Origin of the sequence: Pseudarthrobacter sp. NPDC092419 (assembly GCF_044755045.1) — a bacterium.
In the GTDB taxonomy this organism is placed as follows: domain Bacteria; phylum Actinomycetota; class Actinomycetes; order Actinomycetales; family Micrococcaceae; genus Arthrobacter.
This window is the reverse complement of the sequence record NZ_JBIVQF010000004.1, coordinates 174,831-199,239: the sequence shown is the minus strand read 5'-3', so window position 1 is coordinate 199,239 and position 24,409 is coordinate 174,831. Positions and strand designations below refer to the sequence as shown.

The 24,409-nt window shown below is 62.6% G+C and carries 24 protein-coding genes; 2 read left to right on the top strand and 22 right to left on the bottom strand.

All coding sequences use genetic code 11. The annotated features are described in order from the left end of the window. Positions 1-301 precede the first annotated feature (301 nt). Positions 302-2,341 carry a hypothetical protein gene (locus tag ACIQC0_RS08600; protein ID WP_400534246.1) on the top strand — a complete coding sequence of 680 codons (2,040 nt, stop codon included), beginning with the start codon at positions 302-304 and terminating at the stop codon, positions 2,339-2,341. A 225-nt stretch (positions 2,342-2,566) separates the two neighbouring features. Next, complete coding sequence (locus ACIQC0_RS08595) at positions 2,567-3,247, top strand: hypothetical protein (protein ID WP_400534243.1); 681 nt, start codon at positions 2,567-2,569, stop codon at positions 3,245-3,247. 507 nt (positions 3,248-3,754) lie between these two features. On the opposite strand, the gene ACIQC0_RS08590 is transcribed toward ACIQC0_RS08595, so the two are convergent. The 22 genes from ACIQC0_RS08590 to ACIQC0_RS08485 form a co-directional block, all read right to left on the bottom strand. Further along, a complete protein-coding gene (locus ACIQC0_RS08590) occupies positions 3,755-4,072 on the bottom strand; it encodes a hypothetical protein (protein WP_400534240.1) in 318 nt (105 codons plus the stop codon). A gap of 815 nt (positions 4,073-4,887) precedes the next feature. After that, positions 4,888-5,238: a hypothetical protein gene (locus ACIQC0_RS08585; protein WP_400534237.1), complete on the bottom strand. Its 351-nt coding sequence runs from the start codon at positions 5,236-5,238 to the stop codon at positions 4,888-4,890. Positions 5,239-5,309: 71 nt separating this feature from the next. Continuing rightward, entirely contained in the window at positions 5,310-5,783 is a 474-nt protein-coding gene (locus ACIQC0_RS08580; protein WP_400534234.1) for a helix-turn-helix domain-containing protein, read from the bottom strand. Between the two features lie 33 nt (positions 5,784-5,816). Then, entirely contained in the window at positions 5,817-6,326 is a 510-nt protein-coding gene (locus ACIQC0_RS08575) for a hypothetical protein (RefSeq protein WP_400534231.1), read from the bottom strand. A gap of 1,000 nt (positions 6,327-7,326) precedes the next feature. Continuing rightward, on the bottom strand, positions 7,327-7,953 hold the full coding sequence (locus ACIQC0_RS08570; protein ID WP_400534228.1) for a GNAT family N-acetyltransferase: 627 nt from the start codon (positions 7,951-7,953) through the stop codon (positions 7,327-7,329). A 770-nt stretch (positions 7,954-8,723) separates the two neighbouring features. Continuing rightward, positions 8,724-10,265 (bottom strand): DUF222 domain-containing protein, encoded by a 1,542-nt coding sequence (locus ACIQC0_RS08565; protein WP_400534225.1) that lies wholly within the window; start codon positions 10,263-10,265, stop codon positions 8,724-8,726. 231 nt (positions 10,266-10,496) lie between these two features. Next, complete coding sequence (locus tag ACIQC0_RS08560) at positions 10,497-11,246, bottom strand: dienelactone hydrolase family protein (RefSeq protein WP_377216052.1); 750 nt, start codon at positions 11,244-11,246, stop codon at positions 10,497-10,499. Between the two features lie 238 nt (positions 11,247-11,484). Continuing rightward, positions 11,485-12,447: an alpha/beta fold hydrolase gene (locus ACIQC0_RS08555; RefSeq protein ID WP_400534222.1), complete on the bottom strand. Its 963-nt coding sequence runs from the start codon at positions 12,445-12,447 to the stop codon at positions 11,485-11,487. Positions 12,448-12,479: 32 nt separating this feature from the next. Then, entirely contained in the window at positions 12,480-13,544 is a 1,065-nt protein-coding gene (locus ACIQC0_RS08550) for an alpha/beta hydrolase (protein WP_400534220.1), read from the bottom strand. Between the two features lie 107 nt (positions 13,545-13,651). Continuing rightward, a complete protein-coding gene (locus ACIQC0_RS08545; RefSeq protein ID WP_400534217.1) occupies positions 13,652-14,515 on the bottom strand; it encodes a universal stress protein in 864 nt (287 codons plus the stop codon). Positions 14,516-14,554: 39 nt separating this feature from the next. Next, entirely contained in the window at positions 14,555-14,740 is a 186-nt protein-coding gene (locus ACIQC0_RS08540; protein ID WP_377216057.1) for a YegP family protein, read from the bottom strand. 251 nt (positions 14,741-14,991) lie between these two features. Beyond that, positions 14,992-16,401: a rhodanese-like domain-containing protein gene (locus ACIQC0_RS08535; RefSeq protein ID WP_400534214.1), complete on the bottom strand. Its 1,410-nt coding sequence runs from the start codon at positions 16,399-16,401 to the stop codon at positions 14,992-14,994. A 109-nt stretch (positions 16,402-16,510) separates the two neighbouring features. Continuing rightward, entirely contained in the window at positions 16,511-16,873 is a 363-nt protein-coding gene (gene trxA, locus ACIQC0_RS08530; RefSeq protein ID WP_400534211.1) for a thioredoxin, read from the bottom strand. A gap of 59 nt (positions 16,874-16,932) precedes the next feature. Next, positions 16,933-17,229: a rhodanese-like domain-containing protein gene (locus ACIQC0_RS08525; protein ID WP_377216060.1), complete on the bottom strand. Its 297-nt coding sequence runs from the start codon at positions 17,227-17,229 to the stop codon at positions 16,933-16,935. Between the two features lie 28 nt (positions 17,230-17,257). Next, positions 17,258-18,157, bottom strand: a complete 900-nt coding sequence (locus tag ACIQC0_RS08520; RefSeq protein ID WP_400534208.1) for a sulfite exporter TauE/SafE family protein — start codon at positions 18,155-18,157, stop codon at positions 17,258-17,260. Then, positions 18,154-18,777: a rhodanese-like domain-containing protein gene (locus tag ACIQC0_RS08515; protein ID WP_400534206.1), complete on the bottom strand. Its 624-nt coding sequence runs from the start codon at positions 18,775-18,777 to the stop codon at positions 18,154-18,156. Before ACIQC0_RS08515 ends, ACIQC0_RS08520 begins: the two co-directional genes overlap by 4 nt. Positions 18,778-19,135: 358 nt before the next feature. Then, a complete protein-coding gene (locus ACIQC0_RS08510; RefSeq protein ID WP_400534203.1) occupies positions 19,136-19,606 on the bottom strand; it encodes a GyrI-like domain-containing protein in 471 nt (156 codons plus the stop codon). Between the two features lie 64 nt (positions 19,607-19,670). Then, the gene (locus ACIQC0_RS08505; RefSeq protein WP_400534201.1) at positions 19,671-20,045 is read right to left on the bottom strand and encodes a DUF5655 domain-containing protein; all 375 of its coding nucleotides are present in this window, start codon (positions 20,043-20,045) and stop codon (positions 19,671-19,673) included. A gap of 16 nt (positions 20,046-20,061) precedes the next feature. Continuing rightward, on the bottom strand, positions 20,062-20,502 hold the full coding sequence (locus ACIQC0_RS08500; protein ID WP_400534198.1) for a flavodoxin family protein: 441 nt from the start codon (positions 20,500-20,502) through the stop codon (positions 20,062-20,064). Between the two features lie 147 nt (positions 20,503-20,649). Then, positions 20,650-23,052: an HAD-IC family P-type ATPase gene (locus tag ACIQC0_RS08495; protein ID WP_400534195.1), complete on the bottom strand. Its 2,403-nt coding sequence runs from the start codon at positions 23,050-23,052 to the stop codon at positions 20,650-20,652. 9 nt (positions 23,053-23,061) lie between these two features. Beyond that, positions 23,062-23,715 carry a polysaccharide deacetylase family protein gene (locus ACIQC0_RS08490; protein WP_400534192.1) on the bottom strand — a complete coding sequence of 218 codons (654 nt, stop codon included), beginning with the start codon at positions 23,713-23,715 and terminating at the stop codon, positions 23,062-23,064. 360 nt (positions 23,716-24,075) lie between these two features. Further along, the gene (locus ACIQC0_RS08485; protein ID WP_377216069.1) at positions 24,076-24,354 is read right to left on the bottom strand and encodes a DUF3040 domain-containing protein; all 279 of its coding nucleotides are present in this window, start codon (positions 24,352-24,354) and stop codon (positions 24,076-24,078) included. Between the last annotated feature and the right edge of the window lie 55 nt (positions 24,355-24,409).

Genomic DNA, 24,409 nt, shown 5'->3' with positions numbered 1-24,409 from the left:
ATTCGGAAGTCCTTCGAAAGTGACTGGTGTCGTTGTTGGCGCCGGGAATAACAACCCGGTGTCAACGCCGACCTGGCTGCTGACAATTCCCAAACTTTCCCGCAGCGAAGCACGCCTAACGAAGGCCCCTGCCGTGACGGGGCGTGGAGGTTGTCAGGCGTTCCAGCACTGTTCATTGGGACAAATAGTTAATTCTGATCTGAGTTGCGGTCAATCTAGACCGCCGAAAGAGGGTTAAGGGACACTTGTGCGCCTATTGGGGAACTTTTGCGACTGAGGATGTGGTCGCTAAGTGAGGGCAATGATGACAACCAGTAATTCGCTTCTGGCTAGCCTCGCTATCATCAAATCAAACTGGGATTACTCCCAAGAAAGCTACGTCGACAACTTCCTACCGTTTTTCTTGGACGCAGCTAAGGGAGCAAGCGGGCCAATTACGCCAGCTGAGGCCAAGCTGCACATCAGGGAACGATTTGGGATAGACGTACCGGAGGGCGTCCTCACGACCCTTAGCCGCAGGGCTGCCCACAAGCAGTATGGCCGACGCGAAAACGGCAGCTTCATCGCCGATCCAACAAAGTTTGACGACATCCGGGACTTGAATCGGCAGAAAGCCGATTATCTGAGGAAGCAGTCCGCTCTCGTCAATGAACTTGTCACATATGCGGCGAACCGGTTTAGGCGGATCTTTAGTGTGGAAGACGCTGAAGATGCACTGCTGAATTACATCGAGGAACACTCGGTTCCCATTCTGGGCTCCGTAATGAAAGGCGCGCCGTATGGTTCGCGCCCCGCTCCTCGGTCCAGCCCCGACACGGAATACATCGTCAACTCATTCATAAGTGACGTCGTGAGTAGTATGCCGGCATCCTTCGAGCACCTCGAAACGGTCGTCAAAGGGAGCATGCTCGCAGTTTCCCTTTACCTCCCGAATAACAGCGAACTCGGCAAGAGGTTCGACAGGACGACACTGTATTTCGATGCTCCTGTCCTTCTGAAGGCATTGGGTTACGAGGGAGAGGATGCAAAGGCAGCTGCCCAAGACCTTCTCGCACTATCGCGAGCTGCGGGAGCCGAGCTCGCGTGCTTTACACATAGCGTGAGCGAAGTTAGGGGGATCTTGGACCGGTCTGCGGCGAAAGCCTTGCAGGGAGGATTTCATGGAAGCCACCGCCGGGCGACGGATGCATATTTTGCCAGCGAAGGGTTCAGTGGCAGTGACATTCTCCTGCTGTCACAGCGTCTCGAGGAAGATGTCGCTGCCCTAGGATTGACGATCCGAGAACGTCCCTCACCAACTGCCGAGCTGACAGTGGATGAGTTGGCCTTAGAAGAAGTAATGGATGCAAGCATCACTTATTCAAGTCGGGACACACTTTTGAATGACCTGGACAGTCTCACGGCTGTTCACCGCCTTCGTGGCGGACGAAGCAGTTCTCGCTTGGAAACATGTCGCGCACTACTGGTCACCACCAACGGAGGCCTTGCGCGAGTTGGTCGCCTGTTTTTCGCCAGAGAAGAAGGCGATCATGGTTGGCCTCCCGTGCTGACAGATCACCACCTTGCTACTCTCGTTTGGCTCAAGAAGCCGCAAGCTGCACCAACACTGCCTCGACGCCAAATTCTTGCCGACTGCTTCGCTGCCCTTGAACCCGGTGGCCGGATTTGGGACCGTTACCTTGAAGAGATTGACCGACTGGGGCGACGGGGGAAAGCATCCGAAAATGACCTGATGCTGCTGCGCTACTCGACCGAAGCTCAGCGTAGTCTCATGGACCGGACAATGGGAGATGCCGACCAGGTGACGGCTGCGACCGTGGCAGAGATCTTGGACAAGGTTAGGGCAAACATCCTGGCTACGACCGAGCGTGAGCGCGACATCGCCTCCCAGGCGGCGAGCAAGACACAAGCGGCGCTGGAAAATGTCGAAGAATCCCTTCGAGAGAGCGAATGGTCCCTCGCATCCGAGCATGCGGCCAAGCTAGCGGCAGAGGACCGCTCGACAACACTGGAAGCTCGAGTTGTGGCCCTCGAGTCCAAAGCTGAGACTTTGCGCAAAGCAGCAAGCGCGAAGGCCAAACGACATGCGGCGGTAACATACTGGGTCGTTCTAGGATTTTGCGGCGTAGTCCTCCTCTACGCCGCCTTCGCTACCTTCCTTCCCGACGGCATCATGCCTGGCTGGGGAAAGCCTGCCATGCCTTTCTGCCTCGCCTTCGCAGGCATCGGTGGCTTCGCAACGTTGATGTGGGGCGGGAGCATCAAGGGTACCGCTGGTAGATTCAGGCGCACTCATGAGAACTACCTGGAAGGGCGCTACCTTCGGGCGCTGGGAGGCTAATGCGTTACCCCAGCTCGAAGCAGCAGGAGTCAACCGGGAAGATTGTCGCCCATCGGTATTCAAGGATTCGTGATTCAGTGCAGAGGGGGACAGGGCATGTCAAGAGAGGCTAGGTCAGCGGCGGCTCTTCGAATCATTTCGCGGTTCGTGCTGCGCGCACGCCTGGTCCAGGAGCACTCCCTGGCCCAGGACAAACTGGCCCTCGAAAAATATGCCGCATGGACCATGACGTTCAACCTCATCGTAAACACCAAGACTGGTGAGAGGTCGGTGGAGATGAAGCCTGCTCCGTTGCTTCCGACGGAGCAGGTGGAGTCTGCTGCGGCACGGGTTCGCCCGCTCTTTTTGAAAGACGATGGAGTGCATTATGACAAGGTCCTTAGCGGCCTTTCCGAGTTGGTGGCCGCGTCGCCCGCTTACCGGAAGGAGGTCGAAGATCTCAGGGCCAAGTTCAGGATTGCCGACCCTGACTACCCTGACGGCCGGCCCAAGGCGGCGCGCTCAGAGGCGAGCATGTCGAACAAGGAGGTTGCTGGTGCATGGCTGTATGGACACCTACTGCATGAAGATGAAGTCCGCCGGTCCTACGCGAGTGGTATCAGTGCTGAGGAGATGTTGCTGAACGCAACAAAGACTGTGTGTAGTGAGATGGTGGCCGCGGTGGAGACACTCCACTTCCTGGAGCGCCTCGTCGTGGAAGGAGTTCTGGACCTTCCGGAAGATTTGTTTACAGCGCCTGTGACGGTCTCGGCCAGCGAGTGGGCGCCGACCCTGCTCGAGGTCTACGTTGCCGACGTAGGCACGCCCATGCCAGCGGATCTGAACGAACCATTGGACGGGGCATGGCAGAAAGTCCATGACGAGTTTGGGCCTAAGAACTTCGGCGGCACGCAGTTCAACTCATAGCCTCGAATTCCCTAAGCATCGCTTTTGGCACTTTCTCGCACCGGAGACGAGGCCACTGCAAAATCTTACTCCGGACTTTCCTTGGACAAGGCGATGATCCATTCAGGTGTCTCGTCGCGAGTCAATCTGTCGAGGGTGACCCTGGCCCGGGCCGCAGCAATCTGAACCTTCCGATCCTTGGGGTCGACTGATGCCGGCCGCCTTGATGCGGGGATCGCCTCATAGTCAGCACGGGACAGTTCTCGGCGCCTGCCCCGGCAGGCACTCAACATGGCGGACCTTCCCCTTGCCCTCGGCTACATCCTGTCATTCCAATTCTACAACCGCGCCCGTCTGCACTCGGCCCTGGGTTACAGCACACCCGTAGAACACGAACAGCTCCTCACCATGAAAAAGCCACAGCCGGCACAAACTGCCTGATTAACTGTTTGTGATTCGCGGGTACCCCTGATCACGGTCCGCTCCGGTGGAGGGGTGGAGCGTAGGGATCAGCATGGAGTCCACAGGTCACGCTTCCAATGTTTTCAGGGCAACGATGCCCACCACGGGTGAGGTAGTTCTGAGCGTGACGATATGGTCGTCGCGGACCTGAATCCAGAAACGGGCGGATGTTCCGACGGCGCACGACTCGAGGAGGAGCAGTTGAAGTGATTCCCCGTCGCGACGGAGCTCCGAAAACCCCGCGTCGAGATAGTCGACCAGTGGCGCAGTTGCGGCCATTTGCCGCGATACGGTTCTAGTCGTCATGTCGAGCAAATAATGGCTGCCCGTGGCAGTGGTCACGAGGTAGCGGCCCGTATCGTCATTACGTAGCTCCTGCACCATAGGGCGAGTCTAGTTGCGGCGTGTGACATCGTTCCCAGAGCTCTCAGGGGATAGCGAGTAATGTGCCTGGATGTGTTGCCGGATGGTCCCTTGTTCTAAGGACGGCGGCGGGTACGGAGGATGCTACTTCATTTTAGTCTTGTACTACCCCCTCACCGCGGCTTAGAAAGCCTAGACCTGGGTGTCGGCGCAGGGCTTTGATCCCGGCGGGATAGCTTACGATGAGCAGACCGACAGGGAGGTTCCGGGTGATGTTCAATTGGTGAGCGCCGACGAGAACTGGCACGGCCGGGGACAACGGCTGACGTACGTCCGCAGAATAGGGGAACCGCTCTCGCAAGAGCGACGGATCGGGGGCCATCTCGCGGGCGACCAGCTCATAGACGGGCCAGCTCGCTTCGCCTACTACTCGCTTGGCTGTTTCGATGACTTCGCTGCTGGCAGCCGGTCCGGAACACGTAGCGATCGTCAGAAAGGACGGCGTCCCTGGCCCAAGCTTAGGGAGTACGCCAGCTCGTACGCCCACTCGGCCAATGACGGCGACATTGGGCAGTCTCGGGAAACGGAGCGAACTCCGAAGGGACGTTTGCGACGCCCATCAAGCATTCCGGCAGCGAGTACGAGACCTGCGGCATCAACGGCTGGGCAGCCATCTATGGCACCACCTCGGCCCGGGATCGGCAGTGCAGCTTCCATCAGAAAGCACTAGCTTTGTGATGGTTATGGGCACCAACTGGCGGTGAAAGCACCGTTGGGCGATGCCGAAGCCGTCAAGGAAAAGGTGGCGGACCTATCAAGGATTGACCGCGGCGGCTTTAAGTGTCGCCTTCATCTAGTGAGAACGAGCCCGCGCGCAGCAGTCCAAGAACCGGGACTGGAAGCTCCATCCGAGCCGCTGTAGTGGCGATAGATTCTCTTATGAATGGGAAAGCTGCCATGATTGCGACCCTCTCTATAAACTCTTTTACGACGGGCTTTGAAAGTCCAACAGCCTGAGAGATTTGATACTGTGTCGAGACATCGGCGATATAGGTCGCATGCGCGTCGCTTACAACCATCCGGAAGCGTGGTTCTAGAAAAGTTTCGTCGTGCCGTTCTTCTACAGATATTTGGATGTCCGTCTCTTCGCTTCCTTCCCGCCTAACTCCGTGCAGCTCGTAAGTCACGATCCTAGTGAGCTCGACGAAGTCCAGTAGGTGAGCGGCGGAGGTGATGACCAGGGGCGCAGCTTGCGCTGTCATGCCATTGGGGCGAAATCGGACTTCTTGGACTCAGCAGCAGCGAAACGAATGGCAGGCGGGCTGAACAGGATCGAATGGTCGACGCTTAAGGTGCACACTGCGGAGCCGACACGTGTGAACTCGGACCGACGGGCGCGAGCTGAGTCCCATTCCGTGACCGAATCACTCATCAACTGTCCTTCATCTAAGGCAACCTTGTGAACGATAAGCGCACCAACGCCGTGGGCGTAACGGCGAATGGTCGAAAGCTTTGGGTCATTATCCGATCGCTCAAAAGCGGCAACCGTAGCTTGAGATATGCCAAGCTTTTCAGCCAACTCTGACTGGCTGATATTTTGACTACGCCGGAGATCAACCAGGTTGGCAAGGAACTCCAAATCGTTGGAAGCTAGGACCTTCGCCCGTCGCATTTCCTTGGAGTCCGAGTCCACCCCCAGACGATTTTTTAAACGTTCGATTAGCTGTCCCATAGATTCGAGTCTATATTCCTACCCCCAAGGGGGTCAACAGGGGCTATCGAGAGGACACGGCTCAGCTTCGGGGTCGACGCACCGCCATTCCCTCTCTTGGCCGTCATGGAACCTTTTCGTTGCACGGCTAATCTCAGTGTTCTGCACCTTGTCGATCTCGCCCTGGGTGCCATCCACCCACTTGAAGTGAGCTCTCAGGCCAACCATTAGGTTCACATAGATTTGCGGCTCCGCATGGTAGATCCGAACCTGTTTGCCGTTCATACGGGCTCTTATTTCCCACAGCTCAGGATCCGCGCTGACTGGTTTCAGCTCCTCGCCTTCGACTAGTTCACCAAACCGTGCGCGTTCTATGACAGCGTCAAGTTCACCCAGACGAACCTCTATTTCCTTTTGGGGTAGGGGTCCAGTCCACCCCTCGGCATCAGTGGCAATTGTTTCCAACTCATCGAGGATGACCTCCCGCCCGTGTACGCATTCGTAGTCTCGCCAGATCGACTCACTCGGCTTTGATAGAGCAAGGGAAGGGTAGCGGCGCTTCATTGGCGATCCAGTCATTGCTGGCCGCCGACCGGGACAAGCGAACTCATCTGCATAACTTAGCAGTCAGTTAGGCAGCACTGACCATAATCCAATGAAAAGTGGTGGGCTTCCACAAACACAGAACTGCGGTGCCAAGGGTACTCGTAGTCCCATTCCCGACAAAACACGGCAGCTAGGAGTTCAGTGTGATGGTGGTAATTGATGATCGACTTGAGAGGTCCGTCGACCACTTCCGGTCCGGAGCCCAACCGAACCTGAGCGCAATAGAGGTAGTGGAGCGCTCGGATCGCGGATCCCTCTCGGGGCTCCTTCTTAAGGGCCCTTCTGGCTGAATCTTCGGATCCATAGTTTCTAAGAGCCGTACTTACGCGAGATTTCACTTCGTCCACATAGGCAGCAACTGCGTCCTCTGGCCCCTCCTGTCGACCGCTTGCTTCTCGTTCGACGAGCCGAGCAGTTCCTCCCGTTGGCGATAGTGGACCGCCGGCATCCATAGTGAAAAGGGCCACGCCAGAGTCAGTCGCCTCGGCAAGTGCTGCTTCACGCACTGGTTCTGATCCCGGGTCGCATGCTTCAAATGATCACCGCGCAGGGGTGTCTTTTCACTGGGCATCCAGACGGTCCGACGGACCGGCCAGCACTCGGGAAGGCTCCGGATGGGCCCGCCGCCCACCAACGCGGTACGCCGATCGGGAAGCAAGGCGATTAACGGTTCCGCCGCCCACACGTCCGGAAACTACGGGACGAAAGGCGTCCGATAAACGCAGCAGGGGCGCAAATCGACGTCTCTGTTGCGACATATCGCGGCCCGATGCGCGATCGGTCTCGTGGGTGCCTCGTTACTTGCGCTCCCGGCCTCAGGACTAGCGACCAGCCGCTGGCGCCATTCGGCTCTGAGAAAAGGGCCAACTAGGTTGGAACAGAGGCCCAACGCGTTGATCCAAAAGTTCCCGGAACAGTTGGATCAACTTTCGCCGAATGGTCCAGTTAGATCGGAATCTCACACGGGGACCTGCCAGCCGGTTCTCCCGTCCAGGGCGTGAACCGCCCGTTGCCTGGTTTCCGGCCATTCCTCCACGAGGAGGGACAGGACCACGATGTCACGCCACGTCCCGTTGGCCCGCGGCGAGGAGCGCCGGCGGGTGCCCTCCACGGTAAATCCAAAACGGATGAGGGAACGAATGGAACGCTCGTTTCTCGGGTCGACATCGCATTCCAGGCGGCCCGCGCCCATGGCGAACAGCCAGTCGAAGACAGCGGTTTTCACCTCATGGTTTGCACCTGTGCCCCAGAACGCAGGGTTGATGACGGTGCGGCCGACTTTCACCCGGTCATACTGCTCGGTGACTTCTGTCACGCCCGTGGTGCCGGCGAACAGCGGGCCCCCGGGCAAGCCCGTGTAGTAGATCGCGAAGATCGGCAGTCCTGCGAAGCGGCGATGGATATATGAGTTGAGTTCGGCAGGGTTTGCGGGCCGGCTTTCCCCGTCGCCGAAACCCTGTGCCCAGATGTCATCGTTGCCCAGGATGCGCGCGAGGGGCTCGACATCAAGTGTGCTGAATGGCGTGAGCGTGAAGCGGCCCGTGCTGGTTTTCAGGGCAGGGAGGATCTCGGGAAAGCGCAGCACTCCGGAACCCCTTTCTTATGCGAGGTTTGCCTTTATGAGGGTTGGCCGGCTGGCCGTCGCTGACCGGGTACGTGCCGCAGCGTGCTACATCGTCCGGCACCAAGATGAATTGGCGGTAAACGTGCCCGAGGCCTGCCTGCCATTGCCATCCGGCTGATCTGCGAGGTGCGGCGTCACCTGTTGTTTACCTCCGCGATGCAACGTCTATGCCGGACGGGGACCAACGATTCACCTCAAGGGAGTCCAATGGTGCGTCATGTAGAGCGGGGACCTGCAGGGGAACGAATTCAATGAGTGAAGTCTGTGCGCTCTGCGCCAGTTCGGTGGTGTACCAGAAGGTGGACGTCACCTGGCCGGGAAGCCCGGATCCGCAATATCTGTCCATTCCCGCGCACTGCAGCAACTGGCACTGTCCCCATGCGACTGTGCGCCACCAGCCACTCGTATGGACGGTCCGGGACCGGGTTACGCAGGTGAAAGTCCCGCCGAAGAGATAACTGCGCGTTGCCATGGAAGCCGACGAAGAGCATGATCGTGATATCGGAGCGCTGCAGAGTGAATGGAGGCGCCATGATTCAAGCTCTCCTGTGCAAGCTCAACATAAGGCACGAGTGGCATCTCGAACATGCCGAAGACGGGGTCGTCTATAAACGCTGTCGGCGGTGCGGCAAAGATGACGATGAACGCAATAGGGGAGGCGGCAACTTCGGCTCTTGGGCAGGCGGATAGGAGCGCTCGTGCCGCGCGCTTTCGAGACCGATCATGTTGACTCACCGCGCGGCGAGATACTCCGCCAGGCTGCTCTCGCCGATGGACGGCGGCAGACGGAAGTAATCCACTGTTCCGCTGCTTACGGGCATGGCGGCGAAGGGGCTTGAACCGTGCAGGGTGCCGGCGCGCGCTTTCAGTGGGTGGGGCAGCGCTGGCGGCTCCCAGTCCTGGTGCTCACTTTTGTATTTTCGCCCTGCCGGGGAAATCCAGCCGGGCGGTTCATTCTTCGTCGCAGGCGTTGGCCGCCAACGGCTGGTATGCCGGAGCCGGTGGTGCTTCGGGCATGGCTGACCCAGGTTGCTGATTCCGGTGGTCCCGCCGTGATGCCAGGCGAGCAGGTGGTCTGCCTCGTTGTCCAGAGAATGATTGCTGCAGCCGGGGAATGGACACTTTCCGTCCCGCAACCGGAGCCATCTTCGCATGGCCTTGGTGAGCCGATAACTGGTGCGGCCGATTTCCAGCGGCGCTCCGTCCCGGGGATCCACGAGGACCCGGTAGAAGGAATCTGCGCCGTTGGCTACAAGATCCCGTGCCAAAGATGCCGGAATGGGGCCGTAGCCGTCCAGCATGGCGGGCTCGTCCGTGGCGCCCAGGAGCGAGAACACCGGAACTGTCACCAGGACTTGGGCTCGGGGAGCGGGACTGTCCGCGAGACCCTGCGGTGGGGACCCGGCGTCGTGCGTTTCAGGGGATCCGCCGGTGCAGCCAGTGCAGCCGCTGCCCCCGCGGAGGGCCGTGGCGGCGAAAAGGTCAGCCCGAAGTTGGGTGAGTGTGCGCTCCTCGTTGGGCCCCTGAAGGCCTCGGGCGATGGCGGTGAAGCGGTTCCAGATGGCCGAGGCCTTGTCTGCCGGGAGGTAGGCGGAGAGGCGGGCCATGCCGTCCTGCTCCGGGGCGAACTCGAGACACCTGTCAGCAGCACCCCTGGCGTGGCGTTGTTCGATGCTGTCCGGGTGGTTCCGTTCGCGCCAGCCCCGCGCCTTCCGCCGGAAACGGTAGGCGGGCATTTCGCCGGCGGGGCAACCGCGGGCGGGCTGCGGTGTCTCCGGGTCAAGAAAGTGCGCTTCCAATGCGGCCGCGGCGTCAGGGGCCAGCGTGGAGGCTTCGTCCACCATCACCCGTGCGTGCTGCCAGGATATTGTGCCCGCTTTGAGTGCTTCCAAGGTCAGTGGCAGGGAAGTTGCCAGTGCGTAGGACTGCGCCAACAACGCGTCCGCGGCCTGGTCTCCGATGGCCAGAACGCAGCCGATTTCCGCGGCGATAGACATTTCCTGCGCCTGGACCGGCATGTCCGGCGGCGCGATGGACCGCGCTGAATCCGCGTAGGTGGCCGCCGCTTCGGCTTTCAGTGCTGCGAGGCGCGCCTCGGTCCGGGCTGCGCCCGCCAGAATGTCCAGGCAGTCGTCGGCGATGGCGGCGAGGGGATCGTTGGTTGCCTGTCCGCGAACGGTACGGGCTGCCCCGGCGTTGGCTACCTCGGCGCGGAGAACGGCAAGGGCGGCGTCGATCGCCTCGAATGCCCCTGCTGCCGCTTCGCTTGCCATGAACTAATTATCAAAGGGGGGTCTGACATTTTGAGGCGATGGGGGAGCGCTCGGAAACTTTTCAAGGAAAGTTTCTGAATCCACGGTTACGGCCAGTCTGAAACGGCAATTTGCTTCTGCGACGGATCCGCGGACCAAGTAAGCGGTCGGAAGCCAGATTCCGGGACAGGACTGCGGCGTTCCGCTGGCGCCCGGGCGAAATCCCGCGCCCAGCTCAGCTCTTGAGTCAGCTCAGCCCTTCAGCTCACCATCAAATAGTTCGCGCAGCTCTCGGAAGTGACGCTCGGTGGCGGCTTCGTTATAAGCCGCCGAATCGGCCATGGTGTAGCCGTGGGCCGCGCCGGAATAGACTTCGTTCGACGCCGGCAGGCCGGCTGCCGCCAACGCCTCGCCCAGCCGCGCAACAGCATCCCGGTCCATGCTCCGGTCGTTGTCCGCGTGACCGAACACGAAGCGCGCACTGGCGCGCGCGAGGCCGAGGTGCGGGCTGTCCGGGGCGTCCGTCGCCAGTCCGCCCCCGTGGAATCCCCCGCAGGCGGCGATCCTTTCCGGATGGGCTGCAGCAGTGCGGACGGCCAGGCGGGCACCCATGCAATAGCCCGTCGTACCCATGGGTCCCGGGGACACTCCGTCAATCCTGTTAAGGGCGGCAAGCCACGCATCGATATCCGGAAGTGCCCGCTGGGTGGTGAGCCGTCCTATCCGCGGGAAGGCGAGTTCCCCGGCGGCCTTGCGTCCGGCCGGGGTGGTCATGTCGATGCCGGAGTTGAGTTGGGCGACAGTTCCCTCCCGATAGAAGACATTGGGAGCCAGTACGATGTATCCCCAGTCCGCGATCCGTTGCGCCATGTCCTCGATCCGGGCGCGCAGCCCGAAGGCGTCCATGTAGAAGAGGACACCGGGAAACGGCCCTTCGCCCGTCGATGGCCGCGCGAGTATTGCTTCGGCCGGGCCGTCCGGGGCGGTGATATCGATCAGCATTCGGTCAGGATATCGCCCGTGGGCCCGAAGTGAAGGGCACGCCTGACAGGGTGGACATCATCGCCGTATACAGCTGCAACTTTGCCCTGAGCCGCGAGCTCTGGGCCGCTCTCCATACCTCCGCCATCCGGGACAATGCCCTGGTTCACGACGATCCGGACATTTCCTACCGGCCTGCGGCCGGGCATGAGCCGCCCCTGCGCCGCCGGAGGGACCGTCTTCTGTGGCGGCGGGGGCGTCACTCGTCCTGTTGAGACAGCTGGTTTGCTTTGGCATAAAGGTCGATCAGGTCCCGGCTGAACTGGTGGGGTGAAGTTTCGCAAGGGCTGTGGCCTCCCCGGTAGACGCCTATCCGTGCCTGGATGGCTTGGGCAAAGAGCCTGTGCAGCCGGAGCGGCCACAGATCGTGCTCGCCGACCGCAACAAACTTGGGAATGGATGCCTCGGCCAGGATGCCGCGCAGGTCCGGCGCCTCTTGCATGAGGGTGTAGATGTCCCCGACGGATCGCCGGCGCGTGAAGCGGAAGCGGTCGTTGACGAACTTTCGCCGCCCGGGCGGGACATGTACGAATCTTCCGCTGCGGATGCCCCAGATCAGGAGGGCACCGCCGATCCTGCCATTCACCCAGGTGCTGAAACGGCCGATGCGGCTTACACCCCTGAAGCTGGGGCCAGGCTGGGGCGGGCAGCTCTGCAGCGTGAGGGACCGAAACAGTTCCGGGCGCTGCACGTAGGCAAGCTGGGCAACGATGGCCGCGAACGAATACGCCACGACGTGAACGGGAGCTGCCGTGGATTCCAGGACGGCCAGGAAATCATCGACGAAGAGCTGATAGTCATAGTGTTTTCTCGGCGGAACCAGATTTTCCGGCCCCGCGGACGCGGACTCGTACTGCCCGGCCAAGTCGTAACTCAGCACGAAGTAGCCGGCAGCGGCGAGATCGGGCATCATCAGCACAAAATCCTCTTTGGAACCCGTGGCGCCGGGAACCATCACAATGGCGGGATTGTCGGGATTCCCCAGGGCCAGAGCCGCCAGGCTGCCGCTGGGAACTTGGATGCTGCTGCGCACTGAGCCCTCGGGGGGTATGGACCAATCGATATCGCCCAGCTCTGCGTCCCGGAGAGCTGCAGCATCCACCTGGGCAGAGCCGAACTCCTCAGGGTGAACCCCCGACTGTTCCGTGTCTGTATCGGCCATGCTCCAAAGATAGCGCCGGCGGCACTGTTTGGTCAGCGGGCAGGGTGCGGCAGCCGGGCAACGCGACTGACGAAGTCGTGGAGGCGCCGGTACACCTCCTGGGACTCCGGGTAGCGGTAATCCTGCTGCCATGTGTGCTCGGTGTTTGTGTTGGACCAGGAATAAATCAGGGTCTCCACCGGAACGGAAAACTGCCGAAGCCGTTCAATGAAATTGAGGTTTGCCTGGTAAAAGAAGTCGCGTTCCGACGTGGTGACGAAAACGGGCGGATGCCCCGCGTGCAGCCACTCGATAGGTGACACAAATGCAGCTGCCTCCTTGAGGCGGCCGATCTTCCGGCGGGTCTGCGGCCACCGCCGGAACCCGCCGGAAGGCGGAACCGCGGCCGGCAGCAGCATTCGGACGAAGTTCAGGCTGAGGACGAAGCTCTTCTCGAAGAAGACGGAGAAATCGACGACGCTGCAGTGCTGGACCAGGCCTCTGATGTGGCCGCCGGAAACGGCTGGCTGCAAGGAGTAGTGGGTGGCCAGCTCGGGCCGCAAGCTTACGGCCGTGAGTAAAGACGCAATGTGTCCGCCGGCCGAATCACCGCCCAGGATGAGGCGCTCCGGGTCTCCTCCGAATGCCCGGATATTTCCGGCCACCCATGCCAGAGCCGCATTAGCGTCCTCCAATACGTGGTCCATACGGAACCGGGGCGCCTGGCGGTAATTCACGTTGACGACCACCATTCCGCCCAAAACCTGGCTGGCACAGTACTTGGTCACAGCTGCCTTGTCCCCGGAGGTCCATCCGCCGCCGTGGAAATAGACGTACACCGGCAGGTCCGCGCCGGCCTGCTCGCGTGAGTTCACGTCCGCCGGCTCACTGGGCGCCAGTACGTCGAGTCGGTGGCCGGGGACGCCGTCACCCGCATAGTCAATGTCGTGCGTGTACGCCACATTGCTAATGGGGTCTGTGTTGAACCTTGCCCGCTCGTGCGGACCTACAGCCACCATCAGAAGCCGCCATGTCCACACCGGCACGCGGCGCAGCACTCCCCGCAGGCTGCGGGCGAGTCGGAATGGGTTGCCGGAATGGCCGGCCACCGCGGTCATCCTCCCATCTTACGGGCAGCGGAGCCGTTGTCCCATAAGTCCTGGCGGCTCGGGCGGCCCTGGAGTCCGTGTGGCGGAGGAGTGTTACCGGGCACAGGCAGTTCCAATCACTGCTCTGTTCCTCGCCGCGAAATGAGAACCGGCCCCCGTGCATGGTGGAGGACCGCGTGGGCTGTTGAACCTATCGTTTCCCGGAGGAAACCATGCCCCTTGGTGCCCACAACGAGGATCCGCGCATGCATTGAGGCCGTCAGGATGGCATGGGGGATCGATCTGCCAACGAGGACGGCGCCGTCAACCGGAATGCCGGGCGCCAGTGCCCGGGCGCGGATAACCGCTGCAGCAAGGACTTCCTCCGCCCCGGATTGGGCGGTCGGGGCGCCGGTGGGATCCTTCTGCAGGTATCCGGCAGGCGTGTGTTGGACATGTATGACGGAAAGCGCTGCCTGCGATACCGATGCCATCACGCAGGCATCTTCCAGTGCCGTGGGTGACCCCGAGCCGTCCACTGCCACGATTACTGGGCCCGCGGGGTTCATGTCAGGCCGAATAACCGCAACCGGACAGGTGGCGGTGGCGGCCAGTTCAAGGCTTACCGAACCCACGAGCAGGCCAAGGAATCCGCCCAAGCCGCGGCTTCCCACCGCAACCATGGCCTGCCCGTCAGAAATACGGGCGAGATAGGACGCGGGCAGCCCATGCAAAAGAGTGCCTTCCACTTCCAGTCCGGGCATGGCCGCTTTGGCGGCGGCAACTCCCTCCGCAAGGATCGCCTGGGCCGAGCGCTCAAGTCCGCTGTCCGCGATGCCGGGCACGGGACCCAGCTTCCTGGTCAGCAGGGGCCAGAGAGAACAATGAACCACGTGCAGAGCACAATCACGGAGGTTCGCATGGTGCGCTGCCCAACGGACAGCCGCAAGAGCCTCGGCTGACCCGTCATAGCCGGCGACTATGGCTCCGTTCTGCTGCATCAGTCCTCACTTCCTGGCCGGCCAAAGGCATCGGAGGTGCTAACGAGGCGTGAGATCGTCGATCAGCCCGGTGCCGGCGCACTCACGTACATCCTTGATGGCGGTGGCCGCCTGGTGCTTGTCCGGGTATTGTCCGGACACGGCCAAAACACAGCCGTCGGGCGCCACCAGCCTGAACCTGACCCGCGAATCCTCGTCGGTAAACAGCTCGAACATTCCCGCCATGGGTTTTGCTCCCTCAAAAGTCCCGTGCTCCAGCCGCTCTGGAGCAGGTGGCTACCGGTATCCCGGTGCAGCAGCCTGGACACAGCACTCCAGCCATGGCGCATCCTTGGGCTTCCCTTTACATTCTCAGAGGGTGCGGCGACGCATTAGGGACCAAAGTCCCGGATTGTGGAATGCGGACGGCCGCCTTCCAACAAAGAAGGCGGCGGTACCGGGGTGTCCCTGGTACCGCCGCCCCTGAGGACCGCAGATCAGTTGCTGGTTGCTGCCGCTGTGGACGCCTTGAACACATTCCAGGCGGCGTAGCTGCCGTCGAGTTCGACGACGTCGTACCCGGCGCGGCGGAGGGCGCTGGCGGCGACGGAGTTGCGGACGCCGGACTGGCAGTAGGTCACGATTGGGCCGTTGTCCGGGAGCTCGTCCAGGTGCCACATGACGCGGCCGCCGCTGAGCTGGACCGAGCCGGGGATGTGGCCGTCCTTGTGTTCGGTTTTGTTGCGGACGTCCAGGACCATGGCTGCGTCGAAGCCGTCGAGGTCCTCGGGCTGGACCAGTTTCGGGGTGGTCAGGGGCAGGCCTTCGATGCCGGTGACGTAGCCGGCGACGTTGTCGATGCCGACGCGGACCAGATGGTCCCACATCTCCTGGGCGGCGTCCTGGTCCGGTGCGAGAAGGACCAGGGGGTTCTTGTCGGTTTCGGGGTTGACCACCCAGGCGCCGTAGCTGGCTACGGACTTCCCGGCCGGGACGTTCAGGGACCGGGCCACGGTGCCTTCGTGGACTTCCCGGTTTCCGCGGGTGTCGATGAAGGTCAGCGTGTCCGCGGCCAGTCCTGCGGCGACGGTGTCGGTGGAGAGTTCGGGCAGGGGGGTGCGTTCGCCCATGACGGCCGGGCCCTCACGGTTTTCGTGTTTCATGCGGGCGAAGTAGGCGTGTGCGTCGGGCTGGCCGTCGAGGAGTTCGTTGATGAAGCCCTGCTCGTCGTTGGCGGCCAGGTACGGGCCCCACCAGGCGTAGAGGCGCTCATAGCCCACGGTGGAGGAGGGGATAGCTCCGAGGGCCTTGCCGCAGGCACTGCCGGCGCCGTGGGCGGGGTGGACCTGGACGTAGTCGGGCAGGGTGAGGAACTTATCCCGCAGGCTGGCGAAGAGCTGCTTGGCGCCTTCGAACCGGGTGTCGATGCCGCCTGCTGCCTCATCGAGCAGGTCCGGGCGGCCCAGGTCTCCGGAGAACACGAAGTCACCTGAGAGCAGGTAGCCGGGCTGGTCGCTGAACGCGCCGTCGGTCACCAGGAAGGACAGGTGCTCCGGGGTGTGCCCGGGGGTGTGCAGGGCCTTGACACTGATGTTGCCCAGGGTGATGGCGTCCCCGTCATAGAGGCGCTCGGCGTCGAACCCGTACTGCCAGTCCGGCCCGCCCTCACCGGAAACGTACATCGTGGCGCCGGTAGCGGCTGCCAGTTCGCGGGTGCCGGAGAGGTAGTCGGCGTGGATGTGGGTTTCGGTGACTGCCACGATCTTCATGCCGTTCTTCGCGGCGAGGTCCTGGTACACGGCGATATCGCGGCGGCCGTCCACCACGATCGCCTCGCCCTTGGACTGGCAGCCGATGAAATAGCTGGCCTGCGCGAGGTCTTCGTCATAGATGCGTTCGATAAGCATGTGCTTCGCTCCTTCTGTGGAGTTGGTATTGAGGGACTTCCTGCTTCAAGTGTAATACCCCAGGGGGTATATTGCAACGAGGAATATGCCCGGGCAAACCGGGCGTTCGTTAGGGGTTTTGATGCCCGGCTCCGGCGCGGAGCTTGTCCATGTCGAGGTTCTTTACGGCTTGAATCACTTCCTCCAGGCCGGTGGCGTTGAGGGCTCCGGGCTGGGAAAAGACAAGGGTTTTGTCCTTGAATGCCATCAGCGTGGGGATGGACGTGATGTGCGCTGCGGCGGCGAGGGCCTGTTCAGCCTCGGTGTCCACCTTGGCGAAGGTGACGTCCGGGTGCCGCTCAGCGGCGGCGCCGTAGGTGGGTGCGAACATGCGGCAGGGGCCGCACCAGGCTGCCCAGAAGTCGACGAAGACGATATCGCTGCTCTCCAGGGTCTGGGCAAAGCTCTGTTCGGTGATGTCGATGGTGGCCATGGTCTGTCGTGTCCTTTCGGGGAAGTCGGGTGGGGTTGTACTGTGCCGGCGGGCAAGTATTAGGTAGTGGGTAGTCCCGCGCGGGTCCAGGCGACCATGCCGCCGGCCATGGTGTCTGCCTTGTAGCCAACGCCGTTGAGGGCTTCGGCGACGGCGGCGCTGCGGTTCCCGCTGCGGCAGACGGCGATCACGGGAACGGCCGGATCGAGCTCACCGAGGCGGGCCTGCAGCTGTCCCATGGGGATGTGCAGGGCGCCGGGGATCATGCCCTCGGCAACTTCAAAGTCCTCGCGGACATCGAGGATGCGCGCGGTGGAGCGGCGCTGGTCGGTTTCGGTAACGGTGATTTCAGCCATGGGATATTCCTAACTGGGAGTGGTCGGTTCAAACGGGTGAGGGGACATCGGTGCTGTGGCGTCCGCGGTTCCTGAGCGGACAGGAATTGACGAAGAACCAGCAGATGCCGGCGCTTGCCGCGGTAAGTGCTGCGATCCCTGCGGCGATAGGCCATTGCAACCCGGCGGGGGCCTGCTGGATCAGGACGAAGGTGCCCATGGCCAGGACGAACCAGCCGAATGCCTTGCGCAGGGCAGTCTCCGGAATGCGACCGGCGAGTTTCGCACCAATCAGTGAGCCGACGATGGCCGCGGCGGTCACCCCGAGCGTGATGCCCCAGTCAAGCTGCACGGTGGTGAGGTAGCCGGCGAGCCCGGCGAAGGATTTCATGGCGATGACAACCAGGGACGTCCCGACGGCGACGGACATGGGAAGTCCGCCCAGGAGTGCCAGGGCCGGCACCACGAGGAAGCCACCGCCCGCGCCGACGAGTCCGGTGACGAGTCCGACGATGGCGCCGTCCAGCAGCACCCGCCCAAGGGGCAGCTCGCGCTTGACCGGCGCCGCACCGCCGTCGTTCTTCTTTGTCCGCCCGCGGAGCATGGCCACTGAGGTGGCCACCATCATGATGGCGAAGGCGATGAGCAGGATCTGGCCGGGGATGTGGCCGCCGAGGAGGCCGCCAACGAAGGCGCCGGCCATGCCTGCGGCTCCGAATATCAGGCCGGTCCGCCACATCACCCGGCCTCCTCGGGCGTGGCTGATCACGCTGACCGCCGACGTCACGCCGACGACGAAGAGCGAAGCCGCAATTGCTTCCTTGGCCTCAAATCCGGCCACGTAGACCAGGATCGGGACGGTCAGTATGGACCCGCCGCCGCCAAGGACCCCCAAGGAGAGTCCGATGACGACCGAGAGGGCCAGTACAACGAGCAATGTCATGCTCATGATGCCTGGGCGTCCTTCGCGGACAGGCCGGTGTTGACGGGCAGGGCAAGGATGGCGCTTTCGCGGGTGGGTTCCTTGACCGTCTTGTTCCACGGCATTGCTGAGATGACCTTGCCCATGGCGCAGGTGTTGGTGGCCGCAGAGAATGTCAGGCCGGTCCCGATGATGCCGGCAAGCGTACGGATCTTCGGGGAGACGAACTTGCCGCCTGTGAGGCCCAGCATCACCAGGGAACCGGCCGCCAGGCGCACCTGGCGTTCGAGGTCCCAGCGGTTCTTGCCTTTGACTACGTCCCCGCCGGCGGCGGCGTAGCCGGGGGCTCCGCCCGTCAGGACGTAGGCGGCCTCGATCCCGGCCTTTGCGAGGCGCTGGCGGGCCTGTTCTGCGCGGACGCCGGACTGGCAGACCAGGACCACCCGGGACCCGAGCCGTGCGGCGAGCTCGTCGGTGTGTTCGGACAGCAGCTGCAACGGCACGTTGTACGAGCCGCGGATGTGCATGGACTCGAACTCGGCGGCAGAACGCACGTCGATCAAGACGAGGTCCTGGTGCTCGGTGATCCAGGACTGCAGGGTCTCAGGAGCGAGGGCGGTCACTGCTGCTGTGGAAGGGGAAGTCATAAGGGAGCCTCTCGGGAGGGTTCGGGGGATACCTCAAAAAGTATTGCAGATACCCCCCAGGGTAGTCAAAACACCCCCCGGGGTATGCAGTGAGTCCTGGCTGCGTACGGCGGGCACATGAGCGAGCGAAGAAGTACGTGGGATGTTGCGCCACAAGGAAAGCCTGAGCCGCGGCGAGCGCGCCGCGGACGTTCCTTCGCAACGGCATGGGCAGCTGGGCGTTCGTAGGCTTCTTCATCGCCTTCATGGCGGCGTGGGCCTGGTCAACTCCTTCGCCCTCGTCCGGGACGCGTGGGACCCTTATCCCTACATACTCCTGAACCTGTTTCTGTCCATGCTGGCCGGGGACCGGCCTTGGTTACGCTGCCGGCCAGACCACCTTCGTCTGCCATTTGGCGGGATCCGGTTCCTGCTCCGGACCACTAAGGTAGTACTCCCACATGGTGTCCGCCGGCGTGAGGCCTTCCGCCTGCATCCGTTGCTGGATGGCACCGTAGGTTTCGCCAAGGGTCTCGTAGGGTCCCGTGTGGATGGCTTCGTAGGCATCGCCGCCGGGCAGCGTCCCCGTTTGCACAGCATCGGCCCCATTGAAATGGCCGCCGAAGGGGAAGCCCGCTTCGACGTCGACGCTGTCGCCCGGCATGCCGTGGTACCTCGCAAAAGGAGGACCTGCGGCGAAAGCGCCCTGTTCCTGCATTGCAGCCATAACGGCACCGAAGGCGCGGCCGAAGAATTCTGTCAGCGAGGTCATGGGGACCCGTTCTCGGATCACAGCGACAAGCTGCTCCGTAGTCTGGATTCTCCTGGGCTCAGAACCTGTTTCGCTCATGGCACCAGCGTCCCCTTCCGGCTGCCAACGGGACAGGGCATAAAGCCCCTAAACTCCCTCCGCCCTACGCGGCTGCCACGTAGGCTTCCCGCAGCCACTCCTGCACTTGGCCGTCGAGGGCACTGCTGTCTGGGAGCTCCAGGTGGTGCATCCAGACTCCGGGGGAAGGATGGGCCACCTCCTTGAAACGGGGCGATGCTTCATGCCGTCGGAGGGCCAAAGTAAGGACCAATGGGATGTCGGACGTGACGTACGTACCCGGGCGCCACAGATAAGCGAAGCCGCGGCGCCGGCGGAATGCGATTTGGCTCCTGCTGACGCGGACATCCATCGGCCCCAAGCCCGAGGCCATGCGTTCCGCCGCATCGTAGATTGCCCGGGCTGCGGGTGACCCTTCAAAGAACCGGGCAACGGTCCAGAAGTTGTTGGCTGGCTCCATTGCACCAAACCGGGACCTATTTCATGGCGGCGGCCAGTTCATCGGCCCATGCTGCCGCGCGGCCCGCCTCGCCGGCGAGCAGGGGCCCCTCTGTGCCCTTGACGTAGAACGCCATTGGTCCGCCGATGATGCTGGCACCGGCCTCCTGCAGGGCGCGGCTGATCTTCTTCCCCGCGTCGCCATGGATGAACAGTTTGAGCCGGGTATCGAACGCGGCCGCCTTCACTCCGGTAAGTCCGCCGCCGGCCAAGTCTCCGAGGGCCGAAGCGATTGCAGGAGTGGGGCGCCAGCCATTGATAGGGCTCCCGACGACGAGCAGGTCGCCGGCCTGGAGGCTGCCGGGTACGAACCCGGCCACGGGAACAGCCCTGGCCCCTGCACCGAGTCCGGCAGCAACGGCCTCGGCAATCGCTTTGGTGTTTCCATAGACGGAGTCATAGACGATGACAGCCTTCATGCCGTTCCTTTTGCAGTGGTGGAGAAAAGCCGGTGTTGCAAGTCAGAATGGTATAGAAGAGCTGGCATACGGCGGCAGGGCCAAAAGTCACAAGCGGCAAACGTACCCTGACGGTGGCATTGACCCGCAAGCGCCCGGCGGGCAACATCATCGCCCGGGGCGGCCCGTGCCTCGCTGGCAGTATCTGACGAGTTCGATTGCAAGGCTTCCTGTGATGGCGGCCAAGACGGCTGCGGCCAGCAGGCTTGGCGGAGGGGGGCTAAGCCGGAAGAACTCCGTCGCGGGTGACACCGTGAACAACAGGGCAAGGCCACCGTACATGCCGGCCAGAATGGCAGTTTTGGGCACGTTGAGCGGACGGGACGCTGTGACCAGGATCCAGGCGGCCAGGAGAGAGAGCGTGAAGCTCGAAGCGGTTTGGACGGCCGCCGTGTTGTGTCCTCCTGAATATGCGTAGACATTGACCGCCACAACGCTGGTGGCCACGCAGAGTCCCGAAGGGACCGCAAAGGACAGGGAACGCCTTAGGAAGCCCGACTCATAGCGCCGGCCCGACGGCTGCAGGGCCAGGAAGAATGCAGGGAGGCCAATCGTGAGGCCATCGATGACGGACAGTTGGCGCGGGAGAAACGGAAACGGCAACAGCATGACTGCTGTTGCGAGCGCGATAAGCGTCGCATACATGGTCTTGCTGAGGAATACCATCGAGACCCGCTCAACGTTGCCGATGGCCCGCCGGCCTTCGGCCACAATGGCGGGCAATCTGTCGAAGCGGCCGTCCAAGAGCACCAGCCTGGCCACCGCTTTGGTCGCTGGAGAGGCGGAATCCATGGCGATGCCCAGGTCGGCCTCCTTCAGCGCCAGAATGTCGTTCACACCGTCCCCTATCATGGCGACGGTATGCCCGCACCGCTTCATCGCCTGGATCATGTACTGCTTTTGGGACGGTGTGACGCTCCCGAAGACATCATGGTGCTGCATCGCCTCCTCAAGCAGGACCGGGTCTGCCGGAAGGTCCCGGGCATCGTATGCACTGCCCGCGCCCACCCGGACTTTGCCGGCCAGGACGGCTACAGTTCGGGGATCATCACCGGAAATTATCTTCACGGTAACTCCCTGCCGGCGGAAGTAGTCCACGGTGTCCGGCGCCTCCTTCCGGAGTTTTTCATGAAATGTGAGCAGCAGGGCCGGTTTCATTTGTCCGGGTAGTTTGGCCTCCCCGGGGGCGGTGGATGCAGGGGCGCCCGGCGCATGGGCAAGTACCAAAGTCCGCAGGCCCGTGGAGGCTAATGCTGCGGCCCGGCGGTGGGCTTCGCCGTCGGCATGCGAGGCACCGTCCAATAATGCATTGGGTGCTCCCAGGATCCAGGTTCCGGCTGCACCGGATAGGTGTCCGAAGGTGACGGAACTCCACTTTTGCGCGGCTGCGAAAGGAATGCAGGATACCTCCGGCAGTGGATCTTCAACGGGAAATGCTGCCCCAATGGAAGCGGCTGTGCTGCTGCTTCCGGCGTTGGCACCGAACCATTCAAGTGCCGCCTTCCATCCCTCGGCCGGTTCGGCGCCTGCATCATGGAGGGCATCGAAGGCAATGGAGCCGGAGGACAGCGTCCCGGTCTTATCAAGGCATAGGACATCCACCCGTGCCAGGACTTCAACAGCAGCGAGCTCCTGCACCAGCACCTTTCGCCGTGCCAGCCGCAGCCCGCCCACGGCAAATGCCACGCTTGTGAGCAGAAGCAGGCCGAGGGGGATCATGGCGAGGACGCCGGCGACCGCCGCAACAGTGGCGACGGTCCATTGGCCCGTTTCCTGCGTTTCGGCCCAACCGCCCTGATGATGCACCTGCGCGTTGATGAGGAGCAGCGCGGTGGGCAGCAGCAGCCACGTCACAACGGTGAAGACCCGCTCCAGTCCCTTCCTGATTTCCGACGTGACCAGCGAGAAGCGCCTGGCTTCGGAAGCGAGCCGGTAGGCAAAGGTGTCCCGGCCCACTTTCACGACGCGCGCCAGGCCGCTGCCTCCCAGTATCAGGGTCCCGGAAAGGAGCTGACCGCCGGGACCCTTTTCCACCGGTTGAGATTCGCCAGTCAGGAAGGACTCGTCTACCTCCAGGTAACTGCCGTCAGTAAGCTCCAGGTCCGCTGTCACCTGGTCCCCGGCGCTAAGCACCACGAGGTCGTCCGGGACCAGGCACTCTGCCGGGATTTTCTGCTTGGACCCGTCCCGCAGAACATTGGTCTTTGCGGCATGCAGAATCGCCAGTTGATCCAAGGAGCGCTTCGCGCGGTACTCCTGCACGATGCCGATAACGGAATTGCCTACCGCTGACAGGCCGAACAACGCGTCACGCCACTGGTCCAACAGGAACAGCAGGAGAAAACTCCCTGCCACTATGCCGTTGAAGAGTGTCAGGACGTTGGCCCGGACAATTTGCCAGATTGTCCGGCTGACTGCGAAAGGCACCCTGTTGACGCGGCCGGTGCTCGTTCGCTCCAGGACCTCGCCGCCGGTAAGTCCTCTGGTTTCCGATCCGCCGGGTTGTTCCATGCTGCCGGCTTACCGCCCCAGCAACGCGTCGAGCGTCGCAAAGCCGTAACCGGCCGCCCTGACCCCGTCGATCACTTGCGGCAGGGCATCGGCGTCAAGGGTCGTGCCGTCGTCCGGATTGGACCCGATATGCATGAGGACAATGCCACCCGGCTGCAGGGCAGCCATGATCCGGTCGGAGACTATCCCCGCGGTGACTCCGCCGCTGGTGCCTTTCCAGCCCAGCGTGTCCACGGACCATCGGACTGCGGCATAGCCCAGGTCATTGACTGCACTGATTGTCCGCGCATCCCGTTCGCCGAAAGGAAAGCGGAACAGGGGACGCGGGTCTGCGCCTGCGGCCAGGATCGCCTCTTCCGCCCGCCGCACCTGCGCGACGATCTCCGCATCGCTGAGGCCGGTGAAACCAGGATGGGTCATGGAGTGGTTCCCCACACGATGGCCGGCGGAGACAATTTGCCGGACTCCGTCCGGGTTGTTCGCCGCCCAGTTTCCGGTCAGGAAGAACGTCGCGGCCACCCCCTTGGCTGACAGCGCAGAAAGGATCTTGGGCAGGCCCGCCGCGTTGGCCCCTGCGTCAAAAGTCAGAGCAATGGTGCGCCCCGCGCCCGGAATTTCAGTCAGATCCTGGTTCCGCAACTCGGCCGGGAACGGGGCCGGCACGGGAAGAGGGCCCCCGTCGGGCGGGGTGGTAACAGGCGGGGGAGGCACAGTGGCCGGAGGTTGCACCGGTACCTGGCCCTCTTCAGGGGGCGTTGGCGCCGGCGGTGCGGTGTCTGTCGCACGCGGCGGCAGGGGCGGGGCCGAGGACTTGGACGGGGCGGGTCCAGCGGGACTGCTGATCGCGTGAGTGGGGCCGGAGGCGGGTCCTGAGGGCGGGGGACTCCCGGTGGAGTTGGACAGCAGAACAGCCAGTACGACGGCGACGGTCCCCAGGACGGCTGCCAGCGCGATAGCGGGTGCCCGCCGTTGTCCGGTGTTTGGTAGGGGGCTCATGGCAACCAGGCGCCGACAAACCGGTGGCTAGTCGGAACCGCCCAGCAGCTTCCCAAGATCCCGGACCGTCCAGTACGACCCGACGCAGAGCAATGCGAATCCCGACACGCCGAGGATCGAGGTCTGCATGGCCTGGCCGGCCAGCATGAGGCTCAGCCCCACTATGAGCATGGAAAGGCCGCGGTGGATCCTGCCCTGGCCGCCCCGCAGGGAATCACCCTCCAGGAGGGAGAAGAGCCGCGGGTCGTCGTGCTCCAGCTCCGCGCCGATCCGGTCGAGTTCCCGTTTCTCAAATTCAGAAAGCACAGCGGCCTCCAAGGTCCAGGTCCTTCGCGTGTTGGGTCCCGCTGCGGACGGTCGG

What these genes read in the sequence shown, in the direction of transcription:
- ACIQC0_RS08600 (WP_400534246.1), top strand. Translation starts at nt 302, where the DNA reads ATGATGACAACCAGTAATTCGCTTCTGGCTAGCCTCGCTATCATCAAA.
- ACIQC0_RS08595 (WP_400534243.1), top strand. Translation starts at nt 2,567, where the DNA reads ATGACGTTCAACCTCATCGTAAACACCAAGACTGGTGAGAGGTCGGTG.
- ACIQC0_RS08590 (WP_400534240.1), bottom strand. Translation starts at nt 4,072, where the DNA reads ATGGTGCAGGAGCTACGTAATGACGATACGGGCCGCTACCTCGTGACC.
- ACIQC0_RS08580 (WP_400534234.1), bottom strand. Translation starts at nt 5,783, where the DNA reads ATGGGACAGCTAATCGAACGTTTAAAAAATCGTCTGGGGGTGGACTCG.
- ACIQC0_RS08575 (WP_400534231.1), bottom strand. Translation starts at nt 6,326, where the DNA reads ATGAAGCGCCGCTACCCTTCCCTTGCTCTATCAAAGCCGAGTGAGTCG.
- ACIQC0_RS08565 (WP_400534225.1), bottom strand. Translation starts at nt 10,265, where the DNA reads ATGGCAAGCGAAGCGGCAGCAGGGGCATTCGAGGCGATCGACGCCGCC.
- ACIQC0_RS08560 (WP_377216052.1), bottom strand. Translation starts at nt 11,246, where the DNA reads ATGCTGATCGATATCACCGCCCCGGACGGCCCGGCCGAAGCAATACTC.
- ACIQC0_RS08555 (WP_400534222.1), bottom strand. Translation starts at nt 12,447, where the DNA reads ATGGCCGATACAGACACGGAACAGTCGGGGGTTCACCCTGAGGAGTTC.
- ACIQC0_RS08550 (WP_400534220.1), bottom strand. Translation starts at nt 13,544, where the DNA reads ATGACCGCGGTGGCCGGCCATTCCGGCAACCCATTCCGACTCGCCCGC.
- ACIQC0_RS08545 (WP_400534217.1), bottom strand. Translation starts at nt 14,515, where the DNA reads ATGCAGCAGAACGGAGCCATAGTCGCCGGCTATGACGGGTCAGCCGAG.
- ACIQC0_RS08540 (WP_377216057.1), bottom strand. Translation starts at nt 14,740, where the DNA reads ATGGCGGGAATGTTCGAGCTGTTTACCGACGAGGATTCGCGGGTCAGG.
- ACIQC0_RS08535 (WP_400534214.1), bottom strand. Translation starts at nt 16,401, where the DNA reads ATGCTTATCGAACGCATCTATGACGAAGACCTCGCGCAGGCCAGCTAT.
- trxA (WP_400534211.1), bottom strand. Translation starts at nt 16,873, where the DNA reads ATGGCCACCATCGACATCACCGAACAGAGCTTTGCCCAGACCCTGGAG.
- ACIQC0_RS08525 (WP_377216060.1), bottom strand. Translation starts at nt 17,229, where the DNA reads ATGGCTGAAATCACCGTTACCGAAACCGACCAGCGCCGCTCCACCGCG.
- ACIQC0_RS08520 (WP_400534208.1), bottom strand. Translation starts at nt 18,157, where the DNA reads ATGAGCATGACATTGCTCGTTGTACTGGCCCTCTCGGTCGTCATCGGA.
- ACIQC0_RS08515 (WP_400534206.1), bottom strand. Translation starts at nt 18,777, where the DNA reads ATGACTTCCCCTTCCACAGCAGCAGTGACCGCCCTCGCTCCTGAGACC.
- ACIQC0_RS08510 (WP_400534203.1), bottom strand. Translation starts at nt 19,606, where the DNA reads ATGAGCGAAACAGGTTCTGAGCCCAGGAGAATCCAGACTACGGAGCAG.
- ACIQC0_RS08505 (WP_400534201.1), bottom strand. Translation starts at nt 20,045, where the DNA reads ATGGAGCCAGCCAACAACTTCTGGACCGTTGCCCGGTTCTTTGAAGGG.
- ACIQC0_RS08500 (WP_400534198.1), bottom strand. Translation starts at nt 20,502, where the DNA reads ATGAAGGCTGTCATCGTCTATGACTCCGTCTATGGAAACACCAAAGCG.
- ACIQC0_RS08495 (WP_400534195.1), bottom strand. Translation starts at nt 23,052, where the DNA reads ATGGAACAACCCGGCGGATCGGAAACCAGAGGACTTACCGGCGGCGAG.